The sequence below is a fragment of the Corynebacterium stercoris genome (genome assembly GCF_024160105.1).
GTDB classification, from domain to species: Bacteria; Actinomycetota; Actinomycetes; order Mycobacteriales; family Mycobacteriaceae; genus Corynebacterium; species Corynebacterium stercoris.
In genome coordinates this window covers 15,606-32,425 of sequence record NZ_JAMFTQ010000001.1, presented here as the reverse complement: position 1 = coordinate 32,425, position 16,820 = coordinate 15,606, and the positions used below count along the sequence as shown (strand labels likewise).

Genomic DNA, 16,820 nt, shown 5'->3' with positions numbered 1-16,820 from the left:
TTGGCCCCATGAATCCACGCGGAAAGTTGACCCCAGGTAAGCCCACCCCGATCCGGAAGGTGCCCAAGAGCATCGAGCATCCGGAGTACGCCTGGAAGAGCTCTGTGCAGGAGAACGTCGGCGAGCCGGTCGTGCAGTCCGCGGAAACCATCGAGAAGATGCGCGAGGCCAGCAAGATCGCCGCGAACGCGCTCGCGCTTGCGGGTGCCGCCATCAAGCCGGGCGCGACGACTGACAGTGTCGACGCCATCGTGCACGAGTACCTCCTCGATCACGGCGCCTACCCCTCCACGCTGGGTTACCGGGGATACCCGAAGTCCAGCTGCATCTCACTCAACGAGATCGTCTGCCACGGCATTCCGGACACCACGGTCATCCAGGAGGGCGACATCGCCAACATCGATGTCACCGCGTACAAGAACGGCGTGCACGGCGACACGAACGCCACCTTCCTCGCCGGCGAGGTCGCCGAGGAGCACCGCCTGCTGGTGGAGCGCACCTACACCGCGATGATGCGCGGCATCAAGGCTGCGAAGCCGGGCCGCGAGATCAACGTCATCGGCCGCGTGATTGAGAGCTACGCCAAGCGCTTCGGCTACAACGTGGTCACCGACTTCACGGGCCACGGCGTGGGCACCACCTTCCACAACGGGCTGGTGGTGCTGCACTACGACTCGGACGCGTACCGCGATGTCCTCGAGCCGGGCATGACGCTCACCATCGAGCCGATGATCAACCTCGGCGCGCTGCCTTACGACGTCTGGGACGACGGCTGGACCGTCCAGAACTCCGACGGCGAGTACACCGCGCAGTTCGAGCACACCATCGTGATCACCGACGACGGCAACGAGATCCTCACCATCCCGGACGCCGACGTGGCCGCCGGCCAGCTCATGCTGGGCGCCTAGCGCGGCGCCTGACGGCTAGTCCTCGACAAACTCGAGATCGAGGCCGAGGATCGCGTTCTCCGTGACCTCCGGCAGTGCCGGGTGGATCCAGTACTGCTTGCGCGGAATCTCCCGCAGGTCGAGGTCGAACGCCATTACCGTGATCATTTGCTGGATCAGGGTGGATGCCTGCGGGCCCATGTAGTGGGCGCCCAGCAGGCGGCCGGTGGCGCGGTCCGCCACCAGTTTGCACACACCGGTCCGGTCTTCCAGCGCCCAGCCGTAGGCAACGTCCCCGTAGTTCTGCACCTTGACGGTGACGTCGAATCCGGCGGCGATGGCCTGCTCCTCCGTGAGGCCCACGGTGGCGATCTGCGGGTGGGTGAACACGGCCCACGGGACGTGGTCGTGCGGCATGGTGCGCGTCGGCTCGTTACCGGCGAACGCGTCGAGGAGGTTGCGCGTGACGGCGCGCGCCTCGGCGTTCGCAACATGCTTGAGCTGGTACGGCGATGAGATGTCGCCGAGCGCCCACACGCCCTCTGCCGACGTGCGGCCGTACTCGTCGACGACGACGCGGCCCGACGCATCGAGCTCCACGCCGCCAGCCGGGGCGTCGAGCACGTCGCCGTTCGGGATGCGGCCCGTGGCTATGAGGAGTGTCTGGGAGGTCACAACGGAGCCGTCGTCAAGCGTGAGCTCCACCTGGGAGCCGTCGCCGGACGCCTCCACGACGGTGCGCCCCAGCCTGGTGTCGAAGCGCGCCTGCGCGATCTCGTTGAACTGGTCGCGAATCGTCGCGTCGAGGGTGCGCAGGAACGGTGAGCGGCTGACCACGGTCACCTGCGTGCCCAGCGCCTCGAAGACGTGCGCGAACTCCATGGCGATGAAGCCGCCGCCGACGATGGTGAGGGATTCCGGCAGCGTCTCGAGGCGCATGATGTCCTCATTGGTGTGGTACGGCACGCCCTCCGCCCACTCGGGGATGCGCGGGCGGGAACCAGCGGCGAGCAGGATCTGGTCGGCGGTGATCTCCACCTGCTCCCCGCCGCGCGCGGTGCGCAGGCGCTTGGGGCCGACGAAGGAAGCGGTGCCGTCAAAGACATCGACGTTCGGGCACGCCTCGCTGCGCCGGTACTCCTCGCCGCCGGACGCGATCACGTCGATGCGGTTGGTGAAAACGCGGTCGACGATCGAGGGCCAGTCAACGCCCTTGTACTGCAGATCCACGCCGAGGCGCTGCGAATCGCGCGCTTCAAGCGCGGTGTCGGCGGCGAGCACGTACATCTTTGTGGGGATGCAGCCGACGTTGAGGCAGGTGCCGCCGAAGGCACCGTGCTCGACGATGGCCACGCGCTTGTCGTCGAACTCCGGGGTGAGGATCGTGTTGCCGGACCCGGTGCCGACAATGATCAGGTCGTAGTGCTCTGCAGCGGTCATGCGGTTATGCCTCCTTGCGCGCCGGCAGCTCAGCGAGCCACTCAGTCGTTGCCTTGAACGCCACTTCGCGGGCGAATGCCTCCGAGAGGAACACGTCGTGGCGGGCTCCGTCGATGGTGCGCACCTCAACGTCGTCGGCGAGCTCGGGGGACCAGCGGCGGATCTGGTCGACGTCGAGCACGGTGTCGGCCGTGTCCGCGGCGGGGGAGTACTCCTCACCCAGGTACGAGTGGGCGGAAACCAGGGTCAGCGTGGGCACCCCGGCATCGACGTCGCCGCTGTGGATCTCCTGCTGGGCCTTGACGACGGCGCGGATCCAACCCAGATACTTCCGGTGGCCCTCGATGGGCTTCATGGTGGTGTCGAACTTCCACTCGCCGTGCTCGGATTCGTGGATGGACACGCCGTATGCGCCGAGGCCGCCGTCCGGCAGCGGGAGATCGGGCAGGAGCTTGCCGACGACGTTAATAACCGGGCGTGCAACTGCCACCAGGGCGCGGGAGAACTGCAAGTCCAGCCAGGGGCTGTTGAGGATCATGCCGGCGAGTTTGGCGTGCTCCTCCGGCTGCGTGCGGCGCAACTCGTCCGCCCAAAGCGGGGCGATGAGGCCGCCGGTGGAGTGTGCCATGACGACGGCGGAGCCGTGCTCGCCAGCAACGATGTTCAGCGCCTCGGTGAGCTCGGGGAAGTAGTTCGCCATGTCGCGGGTGTAGTGCCAGCGCTCGCCTTTTTGGCGGGCGCGGCCGCAGCGGCGCAGGTCTAGGGCGTAGAACGGGTAGCCCTGCTCCGCGAAATACTCTGCGACGTGCGTGTGGAAGAAGTAGTCCGACATGCCGTGGACCCAGATCAGGGCGGGTTTGCCGGGTTTTGCTTGCGTATTTGCTTCGGTGGCGCGGACGAGGACTGCTCGGACATCTTTGCCGGTGTCCGGGTCTTCGCCCATGTCGAGAACGGCGGCGTGGTAACCAGGACCGAGAATGTCTTGCTCCCAATGCATGGCCCCGATCCTAGCTCGCGTCCTGCGGGGGCGAATCCGGAAGAGCGTTGCCCGGGCGGGGAATCGGTGGCTGGGAATCGGTGGCAGGGGCGAAGCGTACGCGCGTATTGTTTAAGAAGACCGTTTTTGAAACGGAAGTCTTCAAAACGGAAGTCTTCAACGCGAACGAGGAAAAGGCGGCTACTAATGTCGAACAAGCGGGACCACTACGACAACGAGTTTGATGTACTCCTTGTCGGCGCAGGCATCATGAGCGCAACCCTGGGCGCGATGCTCCAGGCGCTCGAGCCGGGGTGGAGCCAGATTATTTATGAGCGCCTCGATGGCCCGGCGGAGGAGTCCTCCTACCCGTTCAACAACGCAGGTACCGGCCACTCCGCACTCTGCGAGCTGAACTACACGCCGGAGAAGAACGGCCGCGTGGACGTGTCCAAGGCCATGTCCATCAACGAGAAGTTCCAGCTCTCGCGCCAGTTCTGGGCCAACCGCGTGGAAAACGGTGTGCTGACTGACCCCCGCGCCTTCATTAACCAGGTTCCCCACGTGTCCTTCGCCCAGGGCGAGGACCAGATTGATTACCTGAAGCGCCGTTACGACGCCCTGGCACCGAACCACATGTTCCCGAACATGCAGTTCACCGACGATTCGGACGCATTCTCCAAGATGCTCCCGCTCATGGGCGAGGGCCGCGACTTCGACGCTGAGCCGGTCGCGATTTCCTGGACCGATGCCGGTACCGACATCAACTACGGTGCGCTGACCAAGCAGTTCCTCGACTCTGCCAAGGAAAACGGCACCTCGATCCGTTACGGCCACGAGGTGACCAACATCAAGCGCGAGGGCAACTTCTGGAAGGTTTCGGTAAAGAACCTCCGCACCGGCGACAAGAAGGTCACCCGCGCGCGCTTCGTCTTCGTCGGCGCCGGCGGGTACGCCCTCGACCTGCTGCGCAAGGCCGGCGTGCCGGAGCTGCGCGGCTACGCCGGTTTCCCGATTTCCGGCATGTGGCTGCGCACCACCAACCAGGAGCTCGTGCAGCAGCACCAGGCCAAGGTGTACGGCAAGGCCAAGGTCGGTGCCCCGCCGATGTCCGTGCCGCACCTGGACCTCCGCGTGGTGGACGGCGAGCAGTCCCTGCTGTTCGGCCCATACGGCGGCTGGAGCCCTAAGTTCATGAAGGAGGGCACCTACCTGGATCTGTTCAAGTCCATCCGCCCGGACAACATCCCGTCCTACCTGGGTGTGGCCGCCACCAACTTCAACCTGGTGACCTACCTGGTGGAGGAGGTCTTCCGCGACTTCGACGGCAAGATGGACGTGCTGCGCGAGTACTACCCGATGGCGGATCCGAAGGACTGGACCGAGGTCGTCGCCGGCCAGCGCGTGCAGGTGATTAAGCCGACCGCGGCGCCGCGTTTCGGCTCCCTCGAGTTCGGTACCGCGCTGGTCAACGACCAGAACGGCACCATCGCCGGTATCCTCGGTGCATCCCCGGGCGCCTCCATCACTCCGGCCGCAATGATTGAGCTGCTGGAGCGCTGCTTCGGTGAGCGCATGATCGAGTGGGCACCGCTGCTCAACGACATGTTCCCGACGTACGGCAAGTCCCTCAAGCGCGACAAGCGCGCGTACGAGGAGCAGTGGCGCTGGACCCAGAAGACCCTGCAGCTGGACGAGGACCACCACCTCGACGACGTGATCGGCGCGCACGACTAAGCACCCAACCCTTAGCCGGGCCCGGCGCTGAGCCGGGTTACGTGCCGCAGAACGTTGTGTAATCGAAGGCGCCTTCGGGCGCCTTCATCCATTCCGGGCCCGCCTCGGGGTTGTACGGATCCGTCACTGCGGCGAGCAGCTCGCGGTAGGGCGCGAGGTTCCCGTGCTGCTCCGCCTGCGCGATTGCGGTTTCTAGCATCCCGTTGCGGGGGATGAAGATCGGCCCCGGCTCCCCATTGATGCCGTGCTCGCGGTTGTACGTGGTGATGTCCTCGGCGGCGGCGAGCCCATCCGCGTGCTCACCCACCCACTGCGCCCAGTGCTCGTCCCACACGTTCTGCGCATTGCCGACGATCGTTTGCGCCCGCGCCATCGGGATGACCGGCAGCAGCGCTTCAGCCAGCCGCGCCAGGTTCCAGGCGATGATCGTGGGCTGGTTGCCGAAAGCGTAGCGTCCCTGCCGGTCAATTGAGGAGAACACGGCATTGCCGACGAAGCGCTCCGTGAACGCGCACGGGCCGTAATCGATCGTCTCGCCCGACAGGGTGGTGTTGTCGGTGTTCATCACGCCGTGGACAAAACCGATGCGCATCCAGCGGGCGACAAGCTCCATTTGGCGGGACATCACGTCGGCAAGCAGAAGCCCCGCGTCCTCGAAACCGGCGGCGGCGACCACGTCTGCAACGAGCGCTTCGGATTGCGTCGCCGCGTACTGCACCGATCCGACGCGCAGGTGCGACTGGGAAACGCGCACCACGATGCCGCCGGGGACTTGGCCTTGCTGGCGGATCACCTGGTCGCCGGTGGTGAGTACGGCCAGCGAGCGCGTCGTGGGAACACCCACTGCGTGCATGAACTCGGAGACGAGGTATTCGCGCAGCATGGGGCCCAGCGCCCCGAAACCGTCGGAACCGGGGCGGGAGAATGGGGTGCGGCCGGAGCCTTTGAGCTGGAGCTCGCGGCCGCCGATATCGCCGAGGAGGAGGGCGCGGCCGTCGCCGAGCACCGGCACGCACTGGCCGAACTGGTGCCCGGCGTAGGCGGTGGCGTGCCCTCCCGCTGCGCCGGTGAGCCATTGCACGCCGTCTGCGCTGCGCAGCCAGGCGGGATCGAGACCGAGGTCGCGGGCTAACGGCTCGTTGAGCACCACCAGTTCGGCGGCGGGGAAGTGGGTGCCGGGCACCTCCCGGACCATGTCCGGAAGCGCGGCGGCGAAGGTGTGATTCAGGTTGGGCTGGGCCATGGTGGCCAGCCTAGACTGAGTGCCCATGCACACAGAGAGCGCAAGCGGCACCGGAGAAGTCACGCTCGTCGGCGGCGGCCCCGGCGAGTGGGATTTGATCACCGTGCGCGGTCTGCGCGCGCTCGAGACTGCCGACGTCATCCTCACCGACCACCTCGGTCCCGCGGCGCAGCTGGCGGAGTTCATCGACATCGGCGGCAAGGAAGTCATCGACGTTGCCAAGCTGCCGTACGGCAAGCAGGTGGCGCAGGAGCGCATCAATGAGCTGCTGGTGGAGCACGCGCTGGCCGGCAAGCGCGTGGTGCGTCTCAAGGGCGGCGACCCGCACGTGTTCGGTCGCGGCTTCGAGGAATATGAGGCGTGCGCCGCCGCCGGCGTGCCCTGCACGGTCGTGCCGGGCGTGACCAGCGCAATTTCGGTGCCGGCGGCGGTGGGCGTGCCGGTGACGCAGCGCGGTGTGAACCACAGCTTCACCGTGGTCTCGGGCCACCTCCCACCCGGCCACCCGAAATCCCTGGTGCGCTGGGAGGCCATGGCCCGCCTCGGCGGCACGATCGTGGTGGTCATGGGTGTGAAAAACGTCCGAGCGATCACGCAAGCGCTTGTCGACGCAGGTCTTGCACCCACCACCCCGGCAGCCGCCATCCAGGACGGCGAGACCGCGATGCAGAAGGCGGTCTCCGGCACCGTGGCCTCGCTTGCCGACGACATGGAACAAGCCGCCATCACCAATCCCGCCGTCTACGTCATCGGGGAGGTGGCAGCGCATGCTCGCGGTTGATCAGCTGATCCTCGAGGTCGCCGGGATCACGGAGGGTGCCGAGCCCGCCGCCGCGACAATCCTCATCACCGAGGACCCGAGCGGCGACCTGCTCGCCGCGGCGCTGGCCACCGGCGCTGAGGTGGTGTTCTGCGATGCGGACTACACCCGCAGCCAGGCGGCGGCGCAACGCGGAGCGCGGGTCATCGGGGATACCCGCCTCGACATCGCACTCGCCGGCTCAACCGGCACCGCGGTGGCCATCGGCCGTGCGCCGAAGTCGCTGGCGCGACTCGATTACGTCGCGCGCTCCATCGCTGGCGCGGGGTTCAGCGAGGTGCAGCTCGTGCTCGGCGGCAACAACAAGCACCTTTCGCGCACCATGAACACGACGCTGGAGGAGTCGTTCGAGAACGTCGCCGCCTCCCGCGGCCGCGGCAAATTCCGCTGCCTCGTCGCGTCCGTGCCCCGCAACGTCACGTATACCCCGCGGGAGGCGAACGGATTCGTCGCCATCGGCGGGGTGTTCTCCGGCCCGAAAGAGGACCGTGGGGGAGCCGCGTTGCGTGCGGCGCTGCCGTCGGAAAGCGTCGAGTTCGGCCGTTTTCTCGATCTCGGGTGCGGCAACGGCAGTGTCTCGCGGGGGATTGCTGGTGCCTGCGCGACGGATTCGGATGCGGATGCGGTGCTCTCCGCCCGCGCGATCGGGATTGACGCGACCTGGGACGATGCCGGCTCTCGCTTCCCGGACGGCGCGTTCGACACCATTGCGCTGAATCCGCCGTTCCACGACGGAACGGCGGTGGATGCGACGCTGGTGCAGCACCTGCTCGATGCGGCCGTGCGCCTGCTCGCGCCGGGCGGTGTGCTCTACCTGGTGCACAATTCGCACCTGCGCTACCGCGGCGAGGTGGAACGCCGCTTTTCGACGGTTGAGCAGCTGCACCGCGACGCCACCTTCACCGTGCTGCGGGCGAGTTAAACCAGGGCGGGGGCGGGCGCGTGCTCGTCCATCTCGAAGACGCGGTCGTGCTCGGCGATGAGCGAACGGTCGTGGGTGACGAAGCCGCAGGCCACGTCGTGCTCCTCGACGAGTGTGCGCAGCAGGTCGACGATCTCGCGGGAGCGGGAGGCATCGAGGGCTGCGGTCGGTTCGTCGGCAAGCACGAGCTCCGGGGAACCCATGAGCGCGCGGGCGATGCCGACGCGCTGGCGCTGGCCGCCGGAAAGCGCCTTCATGTCGCGGTCGCCGAGGCCTTCGAGACCCACGGCGGCGAGCAAGTCTTCCGCTCTATCCTTGCGAGGTTTGATGCCGCGGATGTGGTCGGTAACCAGCAGCTGGTCGCGGACGTTGAGCGCGGTGATGAGGTTGGCCTGCTGGAAGATCATGCCCATGTGGTCGCGGCGGACCTGGTCGTTGACCTCGCGGCCGTTGAGTGTCGCGATGCCGGAATCCGGGGTGATCAGGCCGGCGGCGACGGAGAGGAGCGTGGATTTGCCGGAGCCGGACTCGCCGACGATGAAGGTCAGCTGGCCGCGCTCGGCGGTGAAGTTGAGATTGTCCAGCACGGTGCGGCGTTCCTGGCCGTCCTGGAAGGTCACGGTGACGTTGGTGAGTTCGAGCATTATGCGACACCTCCGAGTGCGCTTTGGGGGTTGACCTTGGTGATGGAGCGGGTGGCAATGAGTGCGCCGGCCATGCCGAGCACCCACACTGCGGCCGGGGGAGCGGCGATGACGGGGGCGGAGAGGGTGAACGGCGCCACGCCAGCCATGGCCATGCCGATGCCGAGGGCTGCCAGGCCGCCGACGGTCACGCCGACGGCCAGCAGGATCGCGGACTGGCCGAGGGCGTCCTTGAGCAGGTAGGCGTTGGATGCGCCAATGGCCTTGAGAATGGCCAGGTCGCGGGTGCGCTGCATCGTCCACACGCTGAGGAAGGCGATGATCACGAGTGCCGCGATGGCGTAGAGGAAGCCCTGGATCATCAGGAGCGAGCCCTGCTCGGAACCGTACGCGGGTAGCCCCTGGAAGGAGTCTTTCAGCGAGATGCCGCCGACGGCGTTCGCGTCGTCGGAAAGCAGGACGGTGCCGTCCGCGTCAGTGTGGAACGCCTGCTGCCAGATCTCGGTGGGTACCCACACGACCGGGGTGTGGGAGAACTGCAGGTCGTCGGCGAGTGCATCGACGACGGTCTCGGTGCCGCCGAGGCGGATGATCTCGCCGGCGCTCAGGCCGAGCGAGCTGGACGCCACAGCACCGTCGCCGAGCACCTGCCCGCCGGGCAGCGCGGTGCCCGCAGGCAGGCTGAGGATGCCCACGGACTCTTCTTCGCCGCTCGCACCCTGCATAAGCGTCTGGCCGGTGCCCAGCGGCACCATGCCCGGCTGCGCGTCGACGCGGGAGGTGGTGAAGGACGGCTCGGCCGGGTCGTCGAACACGACAGCCTCGGGAGCGAGCGCCTCCAGGGCGGAGGTGTTCTGCTTGCCCAGGCCGGACGTCAGACCTGTCAAGACAACGACGAGGAGGGTGATCAACGCGACGGTGCCCACGATGAGCCCGAAGCGCCCCTTCGCCTTCTTGATTTCACGAATACCTACGAACATGGCTTCAATTGTGGCGTTGACCTGCGTGTTCCCACATCGGGAAGGCGGTTGAAAAGTGAATCAACCGATCGGTTGATTAGCGGGCAGCCGAGCGGCGCTAGGGTTGCGCTCATGACCACAAACCGCATCATGGCAACTCTGCGCGTGAGCGTGCATGTGCTTGTTGCCGTGCTGCTGGTGGTGGGGCTCACCGGGACGCGAGACTGGGTTACCGTCGCCGTCGCGGCAGCCTTCGCCGTTGTGTATCTCTTCGGCACCGTGCACCAGAACCGCGGGCATTCCCACACGCAAGCGCAGGCGGTGCTGTGGCTAACTGCGGTGATTTTGCTGTGGGTGGTGCTGGCTGCGCTGTCTCCCAGCTTTGTGTGGCTGGAGTTCCCGCTGGTCATGGTCGCCTGTTTCGTGCTCCCCGCGTGGTGGGGGATTGCGGTGACCGCGGGGCTTCTGGCCTACACCTTGAGCGTGACCGTGCCCGCGAACGGCATGGGCGGGTTGGTTGGCCCCACGATTGGTTCAATCATGGCGATCGGCATTGTCCACGCCTACCAGGCGCTGCGGGCGGATGCGGAGCATTACCGCAAGGTTGCCGCAGATCTCGAGGCCGCTCAGCGTGACCTGGCCGCCGCCGAGCACGCCGCCGGCGTGGCCGAGGAACGCACGCGCCTCTCCCGCGAGGTGCACGACACAATGGCGCAGGGCCTGAGCTCCATCGTGCTCCTCGGCCGCGCGCTGGACAAGGAGCTTTCGCTTATCGACGGCGCACAGCCAGCCCGCGAAACCCTGCACACCATCCGGGAAGTCGCCGCCGACAATCTCGCGGAGGCGCGCCGGTTCGTCGCCGGCAACGCCGCAGGTGCCGAGGAGCCGCTCACGGCGCGGATCGATCGCCTTGCCCGCGCCGCTGAGGCGCGCCAGCGCGCGCTCGGATCGTCGCTGGAGGTGCGCGTGAACGCCGTCAACCTTCCGGAACCCGCCGCGTCGGTCGCGGAGCGTGTGGTCCGCGAGAGCCTGAGCAACGTGGTGCGCCACGCCGGCGCGTCGTTGGCGGTGGTGACGGTGGATAGGCTGGACGGCGAAGCGACTGTCGATGTCTTCGACAACGGCCGCGGCATTACCGGGCCGGAGGGTTTCGGCCTGAAGGGGCTGCGTGCCCGCATCGACGAAATCGGCGGCACCCTCACTGTGGAGGGCAACGTACTCGGCGCCACCCTGCCGATCGAGGAGGACTAATGCTGCGCATCATGCTTATTGACGATCACCCAGTCGTCCGCGCCGGTTTACGCGCCGTGCTCGATTCTTTCGGCGACATCACCGTCGTCGCCGAGGCATCCGACGGCACCGCCGATGTGCCGGGCGACGTGGACTTGGTGGTCAGCGACATCCAGATGCCCGGCGCAAGCGGCATCGATCTGACCCGGAGGCTCACCGCGGCCGGGGGTCCGCCCGTGCTCATCCTGACCACCTACGACACGCAAGCCGACGTCGTCGCCGCCGTCGAGGCCGGCGCAATGGGGTACCTGCTCAAAGACGCTCCCGAGGAGGAACTCCACGACGCGGTGCTACGCGCCGCCCGCCGAGAGCGCGCCCTTTCCCCGCAGGTGGCGAATGTGCTTGCGGAGCGTGTGATGCGCCCCGACGAGGCGCTTTCTGCCCGCGAGATAGAACTTCTCCAGGCGCTGCAGACCGGCGCCTCCAACCGCGAGATCGCCGAGCAGCTCTTCATCTCCCAGGCCACGGTGAAAACGCACCTCATCCACATCTACGCAAAGCTTGGCGTGGACAACCGCACCGCAGCCGTCGAAGCGGCCCGCCAGCGGCGAATCATCTAGCTTGATGCCCGCGGTAGGTGGTACCGTGATCCGGTACCACATTTCCCCGATTCCGGAGGAGCGCTGCCGCTATGACTATGAGCGCGAGCGAGGCAAGACGCACGTTCTTTCCGCTCATTGAGCAGGTCAATGACGACCGGGAGCCGGTTGAGGTAGCGTCCCGCCACGGCAACGTTGTCATCATGCCTGCCGAAGACTATGCGGCCTGGGTAGAAACCGCGTATCTTTTTCGCTCGCCGGCGAACGCCCGCCGGCTGATGGAGGCGTACGAGAATGCGCGTGCCGGCAAGGTCGAAGAGCACGATATCGACTTTGATGCCTAATGCGGCTGGTCTGGGACGCCAACGCCTGGGAGGACTACACCTACTGGCAAAGCCAGGATCGAAAAATCCTGAAGCGGATCAATCAGTTGCTTCGAGATATTCTCCGCGACCCCCTTTGAGGGCATCGGCAAACCTGAGCCGCTGAAGTACGGCGCGGACGGGGCGTGGTCACGGAGGATCACGCAGGATCACCGGTTTGTCTACCTGGTTGAGGGAGAGGATCTCATCATCTTGCAAGCCCGGTACCACTACTAGGTCGCCGGCAGGATTCGCGGCAGCGCGTTCGCCGCGGTGTCCTCGACGACCACGGTGGCCAAGGGGGAGAGATCGGTGCGCATGGGCGTGACCTCCACGATCGGGATCTCCCGCGCGTGCGCCATCAGTGGTAGGCCCGCGGCGGGGAAGACTACACCTGAGGTGCCGACGATCAACACAGCATCGGCGGTTTTCATGCGCCGTTCGGCCTCCAAGAAAGCGTCGTCAGGCAATGCCTCCCCGAACCACACGACGCCGGGACGCACCGCGCCGCCGCACACCGGGCACTGCGGGGGCGTAATGGCGGGCACCTGCTCGGCGGGAATGTCAATGGGCGCGGTGTACGGCTCATCGCAGTGGGAGCAGCGGAACTCGAACAGCGAGCCGTGCAGGTGCACCACGTCTTTCGAGCCCGCGCGCTCGTGCAGATTGTCGATGTTCTGCGTGGTCACCGTCGCGCCGGGCGTGTTCGCGATCGCAATGTGGCCTGCGTTCGGCTCCGCCTGCTGCGCCAGATGGGCGCGCCACAAGTACCAGGCGAACATGGTCTCCGGGTCGAGGTGCCACGCGTCGATTGAGGCCATGGCCTGCGGGTCTACGTTCTCCCACAAGCCGGTCACCGCGTCGCGGTACGTGGCGATGCCGCTGTCCGCGCTCATCCCCGCGCCCGTGAACACCTCGATGTGCTTTGCGCCTGCCAGAATTTCCCGCGCTTGCTCGTGCATGGCTACAGGCTATCGATGAATGCCAGCGCCGGCTCGCGGTACGTGAAGTTCGGCGTCCGCTCCACCGCGTCGCGCATCACGGCCTTGTAGAAGGGGTCCGGGTCGCGCTCGTAACGCTCGAGCGCTTGCTTGCCGACGTCCGTGGGCAGCAAGCACGCCGGCGGCACACCATGGATGCCGAGGCGGGCCCGGTTCGCCTCCGCGGCGGCCGCTGTCATGGCCTGGCTGTAGCGGGTGTTGGGCTGGTACTCCACAGCGCGGGCGAGGCCCTCGCGCACCATCTGCTCGTTGACAAAGACGTGGCCGTCCGGGGTGTCAACGTACACACCCGCCAAGTCGCGGCCGTAGCGGTCCTGGCGTTCCACGTCGTACTCGAGACGCACCGGGCTGCCTTGCGGGATGAGTTCGCTGAGGCGCTGGACGGATTCGTCGAAGAGGCACTCGCCCTGCTCGGGCGTGTCGATATTGAGGAGCCGCACGCGGACGGTCTCACCGTCCCGGCGGACGTCGATGGTGTCGCCGTCGACGATTTTCTCCACGGTCGCCGCCTCCGAATCGACCTGAAACGCGTTCAGAGCGAACGCGATGGCGGTGATCGCGACTGCTGCGATGGCGATGGCGAGGAGCAGCCTCACAAGGTCGCGGGTGCGGCTGCGCGGGCGGGTGACTTTGCTCGATGCCATGGGCTTAGATGAGGACGATGATCAGTGCGATTGCGACGATCGGCAGCGACACGCCCGCGGCAAGGCGGACGAGGGAGCCCTTCGCCAGCGGGTGAGCGGTATTGATCTGCACCTTGTCCGGCGCCGTCGGCAGGACGCACGCCGCCATCGGATCCTCCGGCTCGCGGTACGTGCCCATCCCAGAGACTTTCAAGTTCAGGAGCGCGATTCGCCGCTGCTCATCGGTGTCCGCGGCGATCTCGGTCTGCAGCTGCTTGCCGCGCCGAAGCAGGCGCGCTGTCACCCATATAACCGCCGCCATGTACGCCACGAAAAGGACGCCGAAGAGCCAAAACGGGATCTGTTCCGGAAACACGATCATCACCTGCAGCATCGCGAGCAGCACCGCCGTGGCGACGAGCACGAACCCGAGCATTTCGTTCGTCTGCTCAGTAAGCACTTGGGTGCGCCGCGCCGCCGACGCGGAGTAGGGGATCGTGCTGGTCGGCGGTACCTCCCTGCGCGCGTCTGCGAGTGTGACCGGCGGCATACACAGCGCGATAGCTAGCGATACCGCCACGCCGATCCAGGTCACCGCCGTGACCGACCAAAACGTCTTTGGTCGCCACGCGTCGGGTTCGCCGCTGATGCCGATGTGGGTAGCCACCGGGTCCGGAATCGCGTCCCAGCGCAACAACACGTACGCCAGTGCTGCTGCATAAATAAGGGCGGTGGCGGTGAACGCGTGGCGGGGTTTCATGAGATTGCACCGTATCAGCGTTGCGCGGAAACCAAGAGGGTCAGCTCATCGCCGCGCACCTCGACATCAAAGCCGGCTTCCGAGGCCGCATCCGCGAGCTCGTCCGCATCGCGGACACCCGGGGCGCCGCCCTCCCGCCCGGCCAGCAGGGCTAGGTCGCGCGCCAGCTCGCCCTTGTAGTGCTTGTTGAAGTGACTGACCACCTTCCGTGTGCCGTCGGCAAGTACGTTCTCGACCCGCACCGTCGCGCACGGCACACCGGCAGGCACGGGGCCGAGCTGCTGGTAGGCGCCCGAGCGCAGGTCCACGATGAGGCCGTGCTCCTCGGCGGCGCCGGCGAGCGCCTCGCTTACCGACGTTCCCCACCACGACCGCATCGTCCGACCCGCAAGCTTCGATCCGCCGGACACCCGGTAACGCGGGATCATGTCGCCCGCGCGCACCAGACCGAAGAGGGCGGAACCGATGGCGAGGTGCTGCAAGGAGTCGTCGGAAAGCGAGGAAGCGTCGAGCGCGTCGTAGAGCACCCCGGTGTAGCGGAAAATCGCGGGCATCACCGGGGCGGTGCGCAGATGCAAGTTCTCCTCGGCCTCCGCCCGCTTACCGACGGGGATTTTCAGCTCGGCCATCATGCGTTCGACGGGGCTGGAGGAAAGAGCGTCGAGAAGCGAAGTCCGCACCGGGTTGAGGGCGGGGAAGGAGCAGGCCAAGCCGTCGGGCTCGCCGCCGGGAGCCTTGGTCTCGGAAGGAGGGAGCACGATCAGCATGGTGAAAACCATAGGCGGTAGAATCCGCACTCATGATCACACGCCTGTCAGAGCTGTTCCTGCGCACGCTGCGCGAAGATCCCGCCGATGCCGAGGTGCCCAGCCACAAGCTGCTCGTGCGCGCGGGTTATGTACGCCGCGCTGCGCCGGGCGTGTACTCCTGGCTGCCGCTGGGCCTGCGCACGCTGCGCAAGATCGAGGGCATCGTGCGCGAGGAGATGGACGCGATGGGCGCCCAGGAGCTCCTCTTCCCGGCGCTGCTGCCGCGCGAGCCCTACGAGGCGACGAACCGCTGGAGCGAGTACGGCGACGATCTGTTCCGCCTCAAGGACCGCAAGGGCGCGGACATGCTGCTGGGACCGACGCACGAGGAGATGTTCACCGCCCAGGTGAAGGACCTCTACAGCTCTTACAAGGACTTCCCGGTCACGCTGTACCAGATCCAGACGAAGTACCGCGACGAAGCGCGCCCCCGCGCCGGCATCCTGCGCGGCCGCGAGTTTGTGATGAAGGACAGCTACTCCTTCGACATGACCGATGAGGGCCTGGCCGAGTCCTACGCCGCGCATCGCGCCGCCTACCAGCGTGTTTTCGACCGCGTTGGCCTGCGCTACGAGATCTGCAAGGCGACCTCCGGCGCCATGGGCGGTTCCGCGTCCGAGGAGTTCCTCGCGTACTCCGACAATGGCGAGGACACCTTCGTGGTATCCACCGCCGGCGATTACGCCGCGAACGTCGAGGCTGTGACCACTGTGGTGCCGCCGGCTCGTTCCATCGAGGGGCTGCCGGAGCCGGTGGAGCACGACACCCCGGCGTCCGAGACCATCGCGGCGCTCGTGGACTGGGCGAACAGCGCTGGCGTGACCGTCGACGGCCGCGAGGTGACCGCGGCCGACACCCTGAAGTGCATGGTGGTCAAGGTCGACGACCCGCGCGCTGTGGGCGAGGACGGCGAGCCGGTCGGCCCGCAGCTTACCGGCGTGCTCATCCCGGGCGACCGCGAGCTCGACGAGAAGCGCCTCGAAGCCTCCCTCGAGCCCGCCACCTTCGAGCTGGCCAGCGAGGAAGACTTCGCCAAGTCCGGCTTCCTGGTGAAAGGCTACGTCGGCCCGCGCGCGCTCGCCGCGAACGGTGTGCGCGTGCTCGCCGACCCGCGTGTCGTCGACGGCACCAGCTGGATCACCGGCGCCGACGCCCCGCAGAAGCACGTTGTCGGCCTGGTCGCCGGCCGCGACTTCACCGTCGACGGGTTTGTCGAGGCCGCCGAGATCAAGGCGGGCGACCCGTCCCCGTCCGGCAACGGCACCCTCGAGCTCGCCCGCGGCATCGAGATGGGCCACATCTTCCAGCTCGGCCGCAAGTACACCGAGGCCATGGACGTGCAGATCCTCGACGAAAACGGCAAGCGCGCCGTACCCACCATGGGCTCCTACGGCATCGGCGTGTCCCGCATGATGGCCGTCGTAGCCGAGCAGCGCCACGACGATAAGGGCCTCGTCTGGCCCGTCGCCATCGCCCCGTACCAGGTCCACGTTGCCGTGGCGAACAAGGATGCCGCCGCGCTCGAGGCCGGCGAGCGCCTCGTCGCCGAGTTCGACGCCGCCGGGCTCGAAGTGCTTTTCGACGACCGTCCCAAAGTCTCGCCCGGAGTCAAGTTCAAGGATGCCGAACTCCTCGGCATGCCGTTCCTCGTGATCCTCGGCCGCTCTTTCGCCGACGGCATCGTGGAGCTGCGCATCCGCGGCGGCGAAACCCTCGAAGTCCCGGCCGACCGCATCGTCGACCAGGTGGTCGAGCTGGTACGCAAGGAAACCGCCCCGCTCGCGGGGTAGGGGTTGGTGCGGGGCTGC

At 66.9% G+C, this 16,820-nt stretch carries 17 protein-coding genes and 1 pseudogene; 9 read left to right on the top strand and 9 right to left on the bottom strand.

Features of this window, described 5'->3' with window-relative positions:
* Positions 1-8: 8 nt before the first annotated feature.
* Positions 9-908, top strand: a complete 900-nt coding sequence (gene map / locus M5J20_RS00165) for a type I methionyl aminopeptidase (protein WP_253575229.1) — start codon at positions 9-11, stop codon at positions 906-908.
* A gap of 15 nt (positions 909-923) precedes the next feature.
* On the opposite strand, the gene mtr is transcribed toward map, so the two are convergent.
* On the bottom strand, positions 924-2,327 hold the full coding sequence (gene mtr, locus M5J20_RS00160) for a mycothione reductase (protein WP_253575227.1): 1,404 nt from the start codon (positions 2,325-2,327) through the stop codon (positions 924-926).
* Positions 2,328-2,331: 4 nt separating this feature from the next.
* Positions 2,332-3,324 carry an alpha/beta hydrolase gene (locus M5J20_RS00155; protein WP_253575225.1) on the bottom strand — a complete coding sequence of 331 codons (993 nt, stop codon included), beginning with the start codon at positions 3,322-3,324 and terminating at the stop codon, positions 2,332-2,334.
* A 186-nt stretch (positions 3,325-3,510) separates the two neighbouring features.
* Between M5J20_RS00155 and mqo the strand changes: the two genes are divergently transcribed.
* Positions 3,511-5,040 (top strand): malate dehydrogenase (quinone), encoded by a 1,530-nt coding sequence (mqo, locus tag M5J20_RS00150; protein WP_253575223.1) that lies wholly within the window; start codon positions 3,511-3,513, stop codon positions 5,038-5,040.
* A 37-nt stretch (positions 5,041-5,077) separates the two neighbouring features.
* Here the strand turns inward: mqo and M5J20_RS00145 are convergent, their stop codons facing one another.
* Positions 5,078-6,283 carry a protein adenylyltransferase SelO family protein gene (locus M5J20_RS00145; protein WP_253575221.1) on the bottom strand — a complete coding sequence of 402 codons (1,206 nt, stop codon included), beginning with the start codon at positions 6,281-6,283 and terminating at the stop codon, positions 5,078-5,080.
* Between the two features lie 25 nt (positions 6,284-6,308).
* Between M5J20_RS00145 and cobA the strand changes: the two genes are divergently transcribed.
* Both cobA and M5J20_RS00135 read left to right on the top strand, forming a co-directional pair.
* Positions 6,309-7,064 (top strand): uroporphyrinogen-III C-methyltransferase, encoded by a 756-nt coding sequence (cobA, locus tag M5J20_RS00140; protein ID WP_253575219.1) that lies wholly within the window; start codon positions 6,309-6,311, stop codon positions 7,062-7,064.
* Positions 7,051-8,025: a class I SAM-dependent methyltransferase gene (locus M5J20_RS00135; RefSeq protein ID WP_253575217.1), complete on the top strand. Its 975-nt coding sequence runs from the start codon at positions 7,051-7,053 to the stop codon at positions 8,023-8,025. The genes cobA and M5J20_RS00135 overlap by 14 nt, the downstream gene beginning before the upstream one ends.
* Here M5J20_RS00135 and M5J20_RS00130 read toward each other — a convergent pair.
* Both M5J20_RS00130 and M5J20_RS00125 read right to left on the bottom strand, forming a co-directional pair.
* Positions 8,022-8,669 (bottom strand): ABC transporter ATP-binding protein, encoded by a 648-nt coding sequence (locus tag M5J20_RS00130; RefSeq protein ID WP_253575216.1) that lies wholly within the window; start codon positions 8,667-8,669, stop codon positions 8,022-8,024. The two genes, M5J20_RS00135 and M5J20_RS00130, sit on opposite strands and share 4 nt — an antisense overlap.
* On the bottom strand, positions 8,669-9,649 hold the full coding sequence (locus M5J20_RS00125; protein ID WP_253575214.1) for an ABC transporter permease: 981 nt from the start codon (positions 9,647-9,649) through the stop codon (positions 8,669-8,671). Before M5J20_RS00125 ends, M5J20_RS00130 begins: the two co-directional genes overlap by 1 nt.
* Positions 9,650-9,760: 111 nt before the next feature.
* On the opposite strand from M5J20_RS00125, the gene M5J20_RS00120 reads away from it, so the two are divergent.
* The 4 genes and pseudogenes from M5J20_RS00120 (at position 9,761) to M5J20_RS00105 (ending at position 12,056) form a co-directional block, all read left to right on the top strand.
* Complete coding sequence (locus tag M5J20_RS00120) at positions 9,761-10,879, top strand: sensor histidine kinase (RefSeq protein WP_253575212.1); 1,119 nt, start codon at positions 9,761-9,763, stop codon at positions 10,877-10,879.
* The gene (locus M5J20_RS00115) at positions 10,879-11,478 is read left to right on the top strand and encodes a response regulator (protein WP_253575210.1); all 600 of its coding nucleotides are present in this window, start codon (positions 10,879-10,881) and stop codon (positions 11,476-11,478) included. Before M5J20_RS00120 ends, M5J20_RS00115 begins: the two co-directional genes overlap by 1 nt.
* A gap of 71 nt (positions 11,479-11,549) precedes the next feature.
* The gene (locus M5J20_RS00110) at positions 11,550-11,801 is read left to right on the top strand and encodes a type II toxin-antitoxin system Phd/YefM family antitoxin (RefSeq protein WP_253575208.1); all 252 of its coding nucleotides are present in this window, start codon (positions 11,550-11,552) and stop codon (positions 11,799-11,801) included.
* Positions 11,801-12,056, top strand: a pseudogene (locus M5J20_RS00105) (Txe/YoeB family addiction module toxin). Before M5J20_RS00110 ends, M5J20_RS00105 begins: the two are co-directional and overlap by 1 nt.
* On the opposite strand, the gene M5J20_RS00100 reads toward M5J20_RS00105, so the two are convergent.
* Genes M5J20_RS00100 through M5J20_RS00085 form a run of 4 tightly spaced genes read right to left on the bottom strand, consistent with a single transcriptional unit; the run spans position 12,053 to position 14,970 of the window.
* Positions 12,053-12,781 (bottom strand): NAD-dependent deacylase, encoded by a 729-nt coding sequence (locus M5J20_RS00100; RefSeq protein ID WP_253575206.1) that lies wholly within the window; start codon positions 12,779-12,781, stop codon positions 12,053-12,055. The pseudogene M5J20_RS00105 and the gene M5J20_RS00100 overlap by 4 nt on opposite strands.
* A gap of 2 nt (positions 12,782-12,783) precedes the next feature.
* Positions 12,784-13,464 carry a thermonuclease family protein gene (locus tag M5J20_RS00095; protein ID WP_253575204.1) on the bottom strand — a complete coding sequence of 227 codons (681 nt, stop codon included), beginning with the start codon at positions 13,462-13,464 and terminating at the stop codon, positions 12,784-12,786.
* A 4-nt stretch (positions 13,465-13,468) separates the two neighbouring features.
* Positions 13,469-14,203: a DUF1648 domain-containing protein gene (locus M5J20_RS00090; RefSeq protein WP_253575202.1), complete on the bottom strand. Its 735-nt coding sequence runs from the start codon at positions 14,201-14,203 to the stop codon at positions 13,469-13,471.
* A 14-nt stretch (positions 14,204-14,217) separates the two neighbouring features.
* Complete coding sequence (locus M5J20_RS00085) at positions 14,218-14,970, bottom strand: YaaA family protein (protein ID WP_253575199.1); 753 nt, start codon at positions 14,968-14,970, stop codon at positions 14,218-14,220.
* 32 nt (positions 14,971-15,002) lie between these two features.
* Between M5J20_RS00085 and M5J20_RS00080 the strand changes: the two genes are divergently transcribed.
* The gene (locus M5J20_RS00080) at positions 15,003-16,802 is read left to right on the top strand and encodes a proline--tRNA ligase (protein ID WP_253575198.1); all 1,800 of its coding nucleotides are present in this window, start codon (positions 15,003-15,005) and stop codon (positions 16,800-16,802) included.
* The last annotated feature ends 18 nt before the right edge of the window (positions 16,803-16,820 follow it).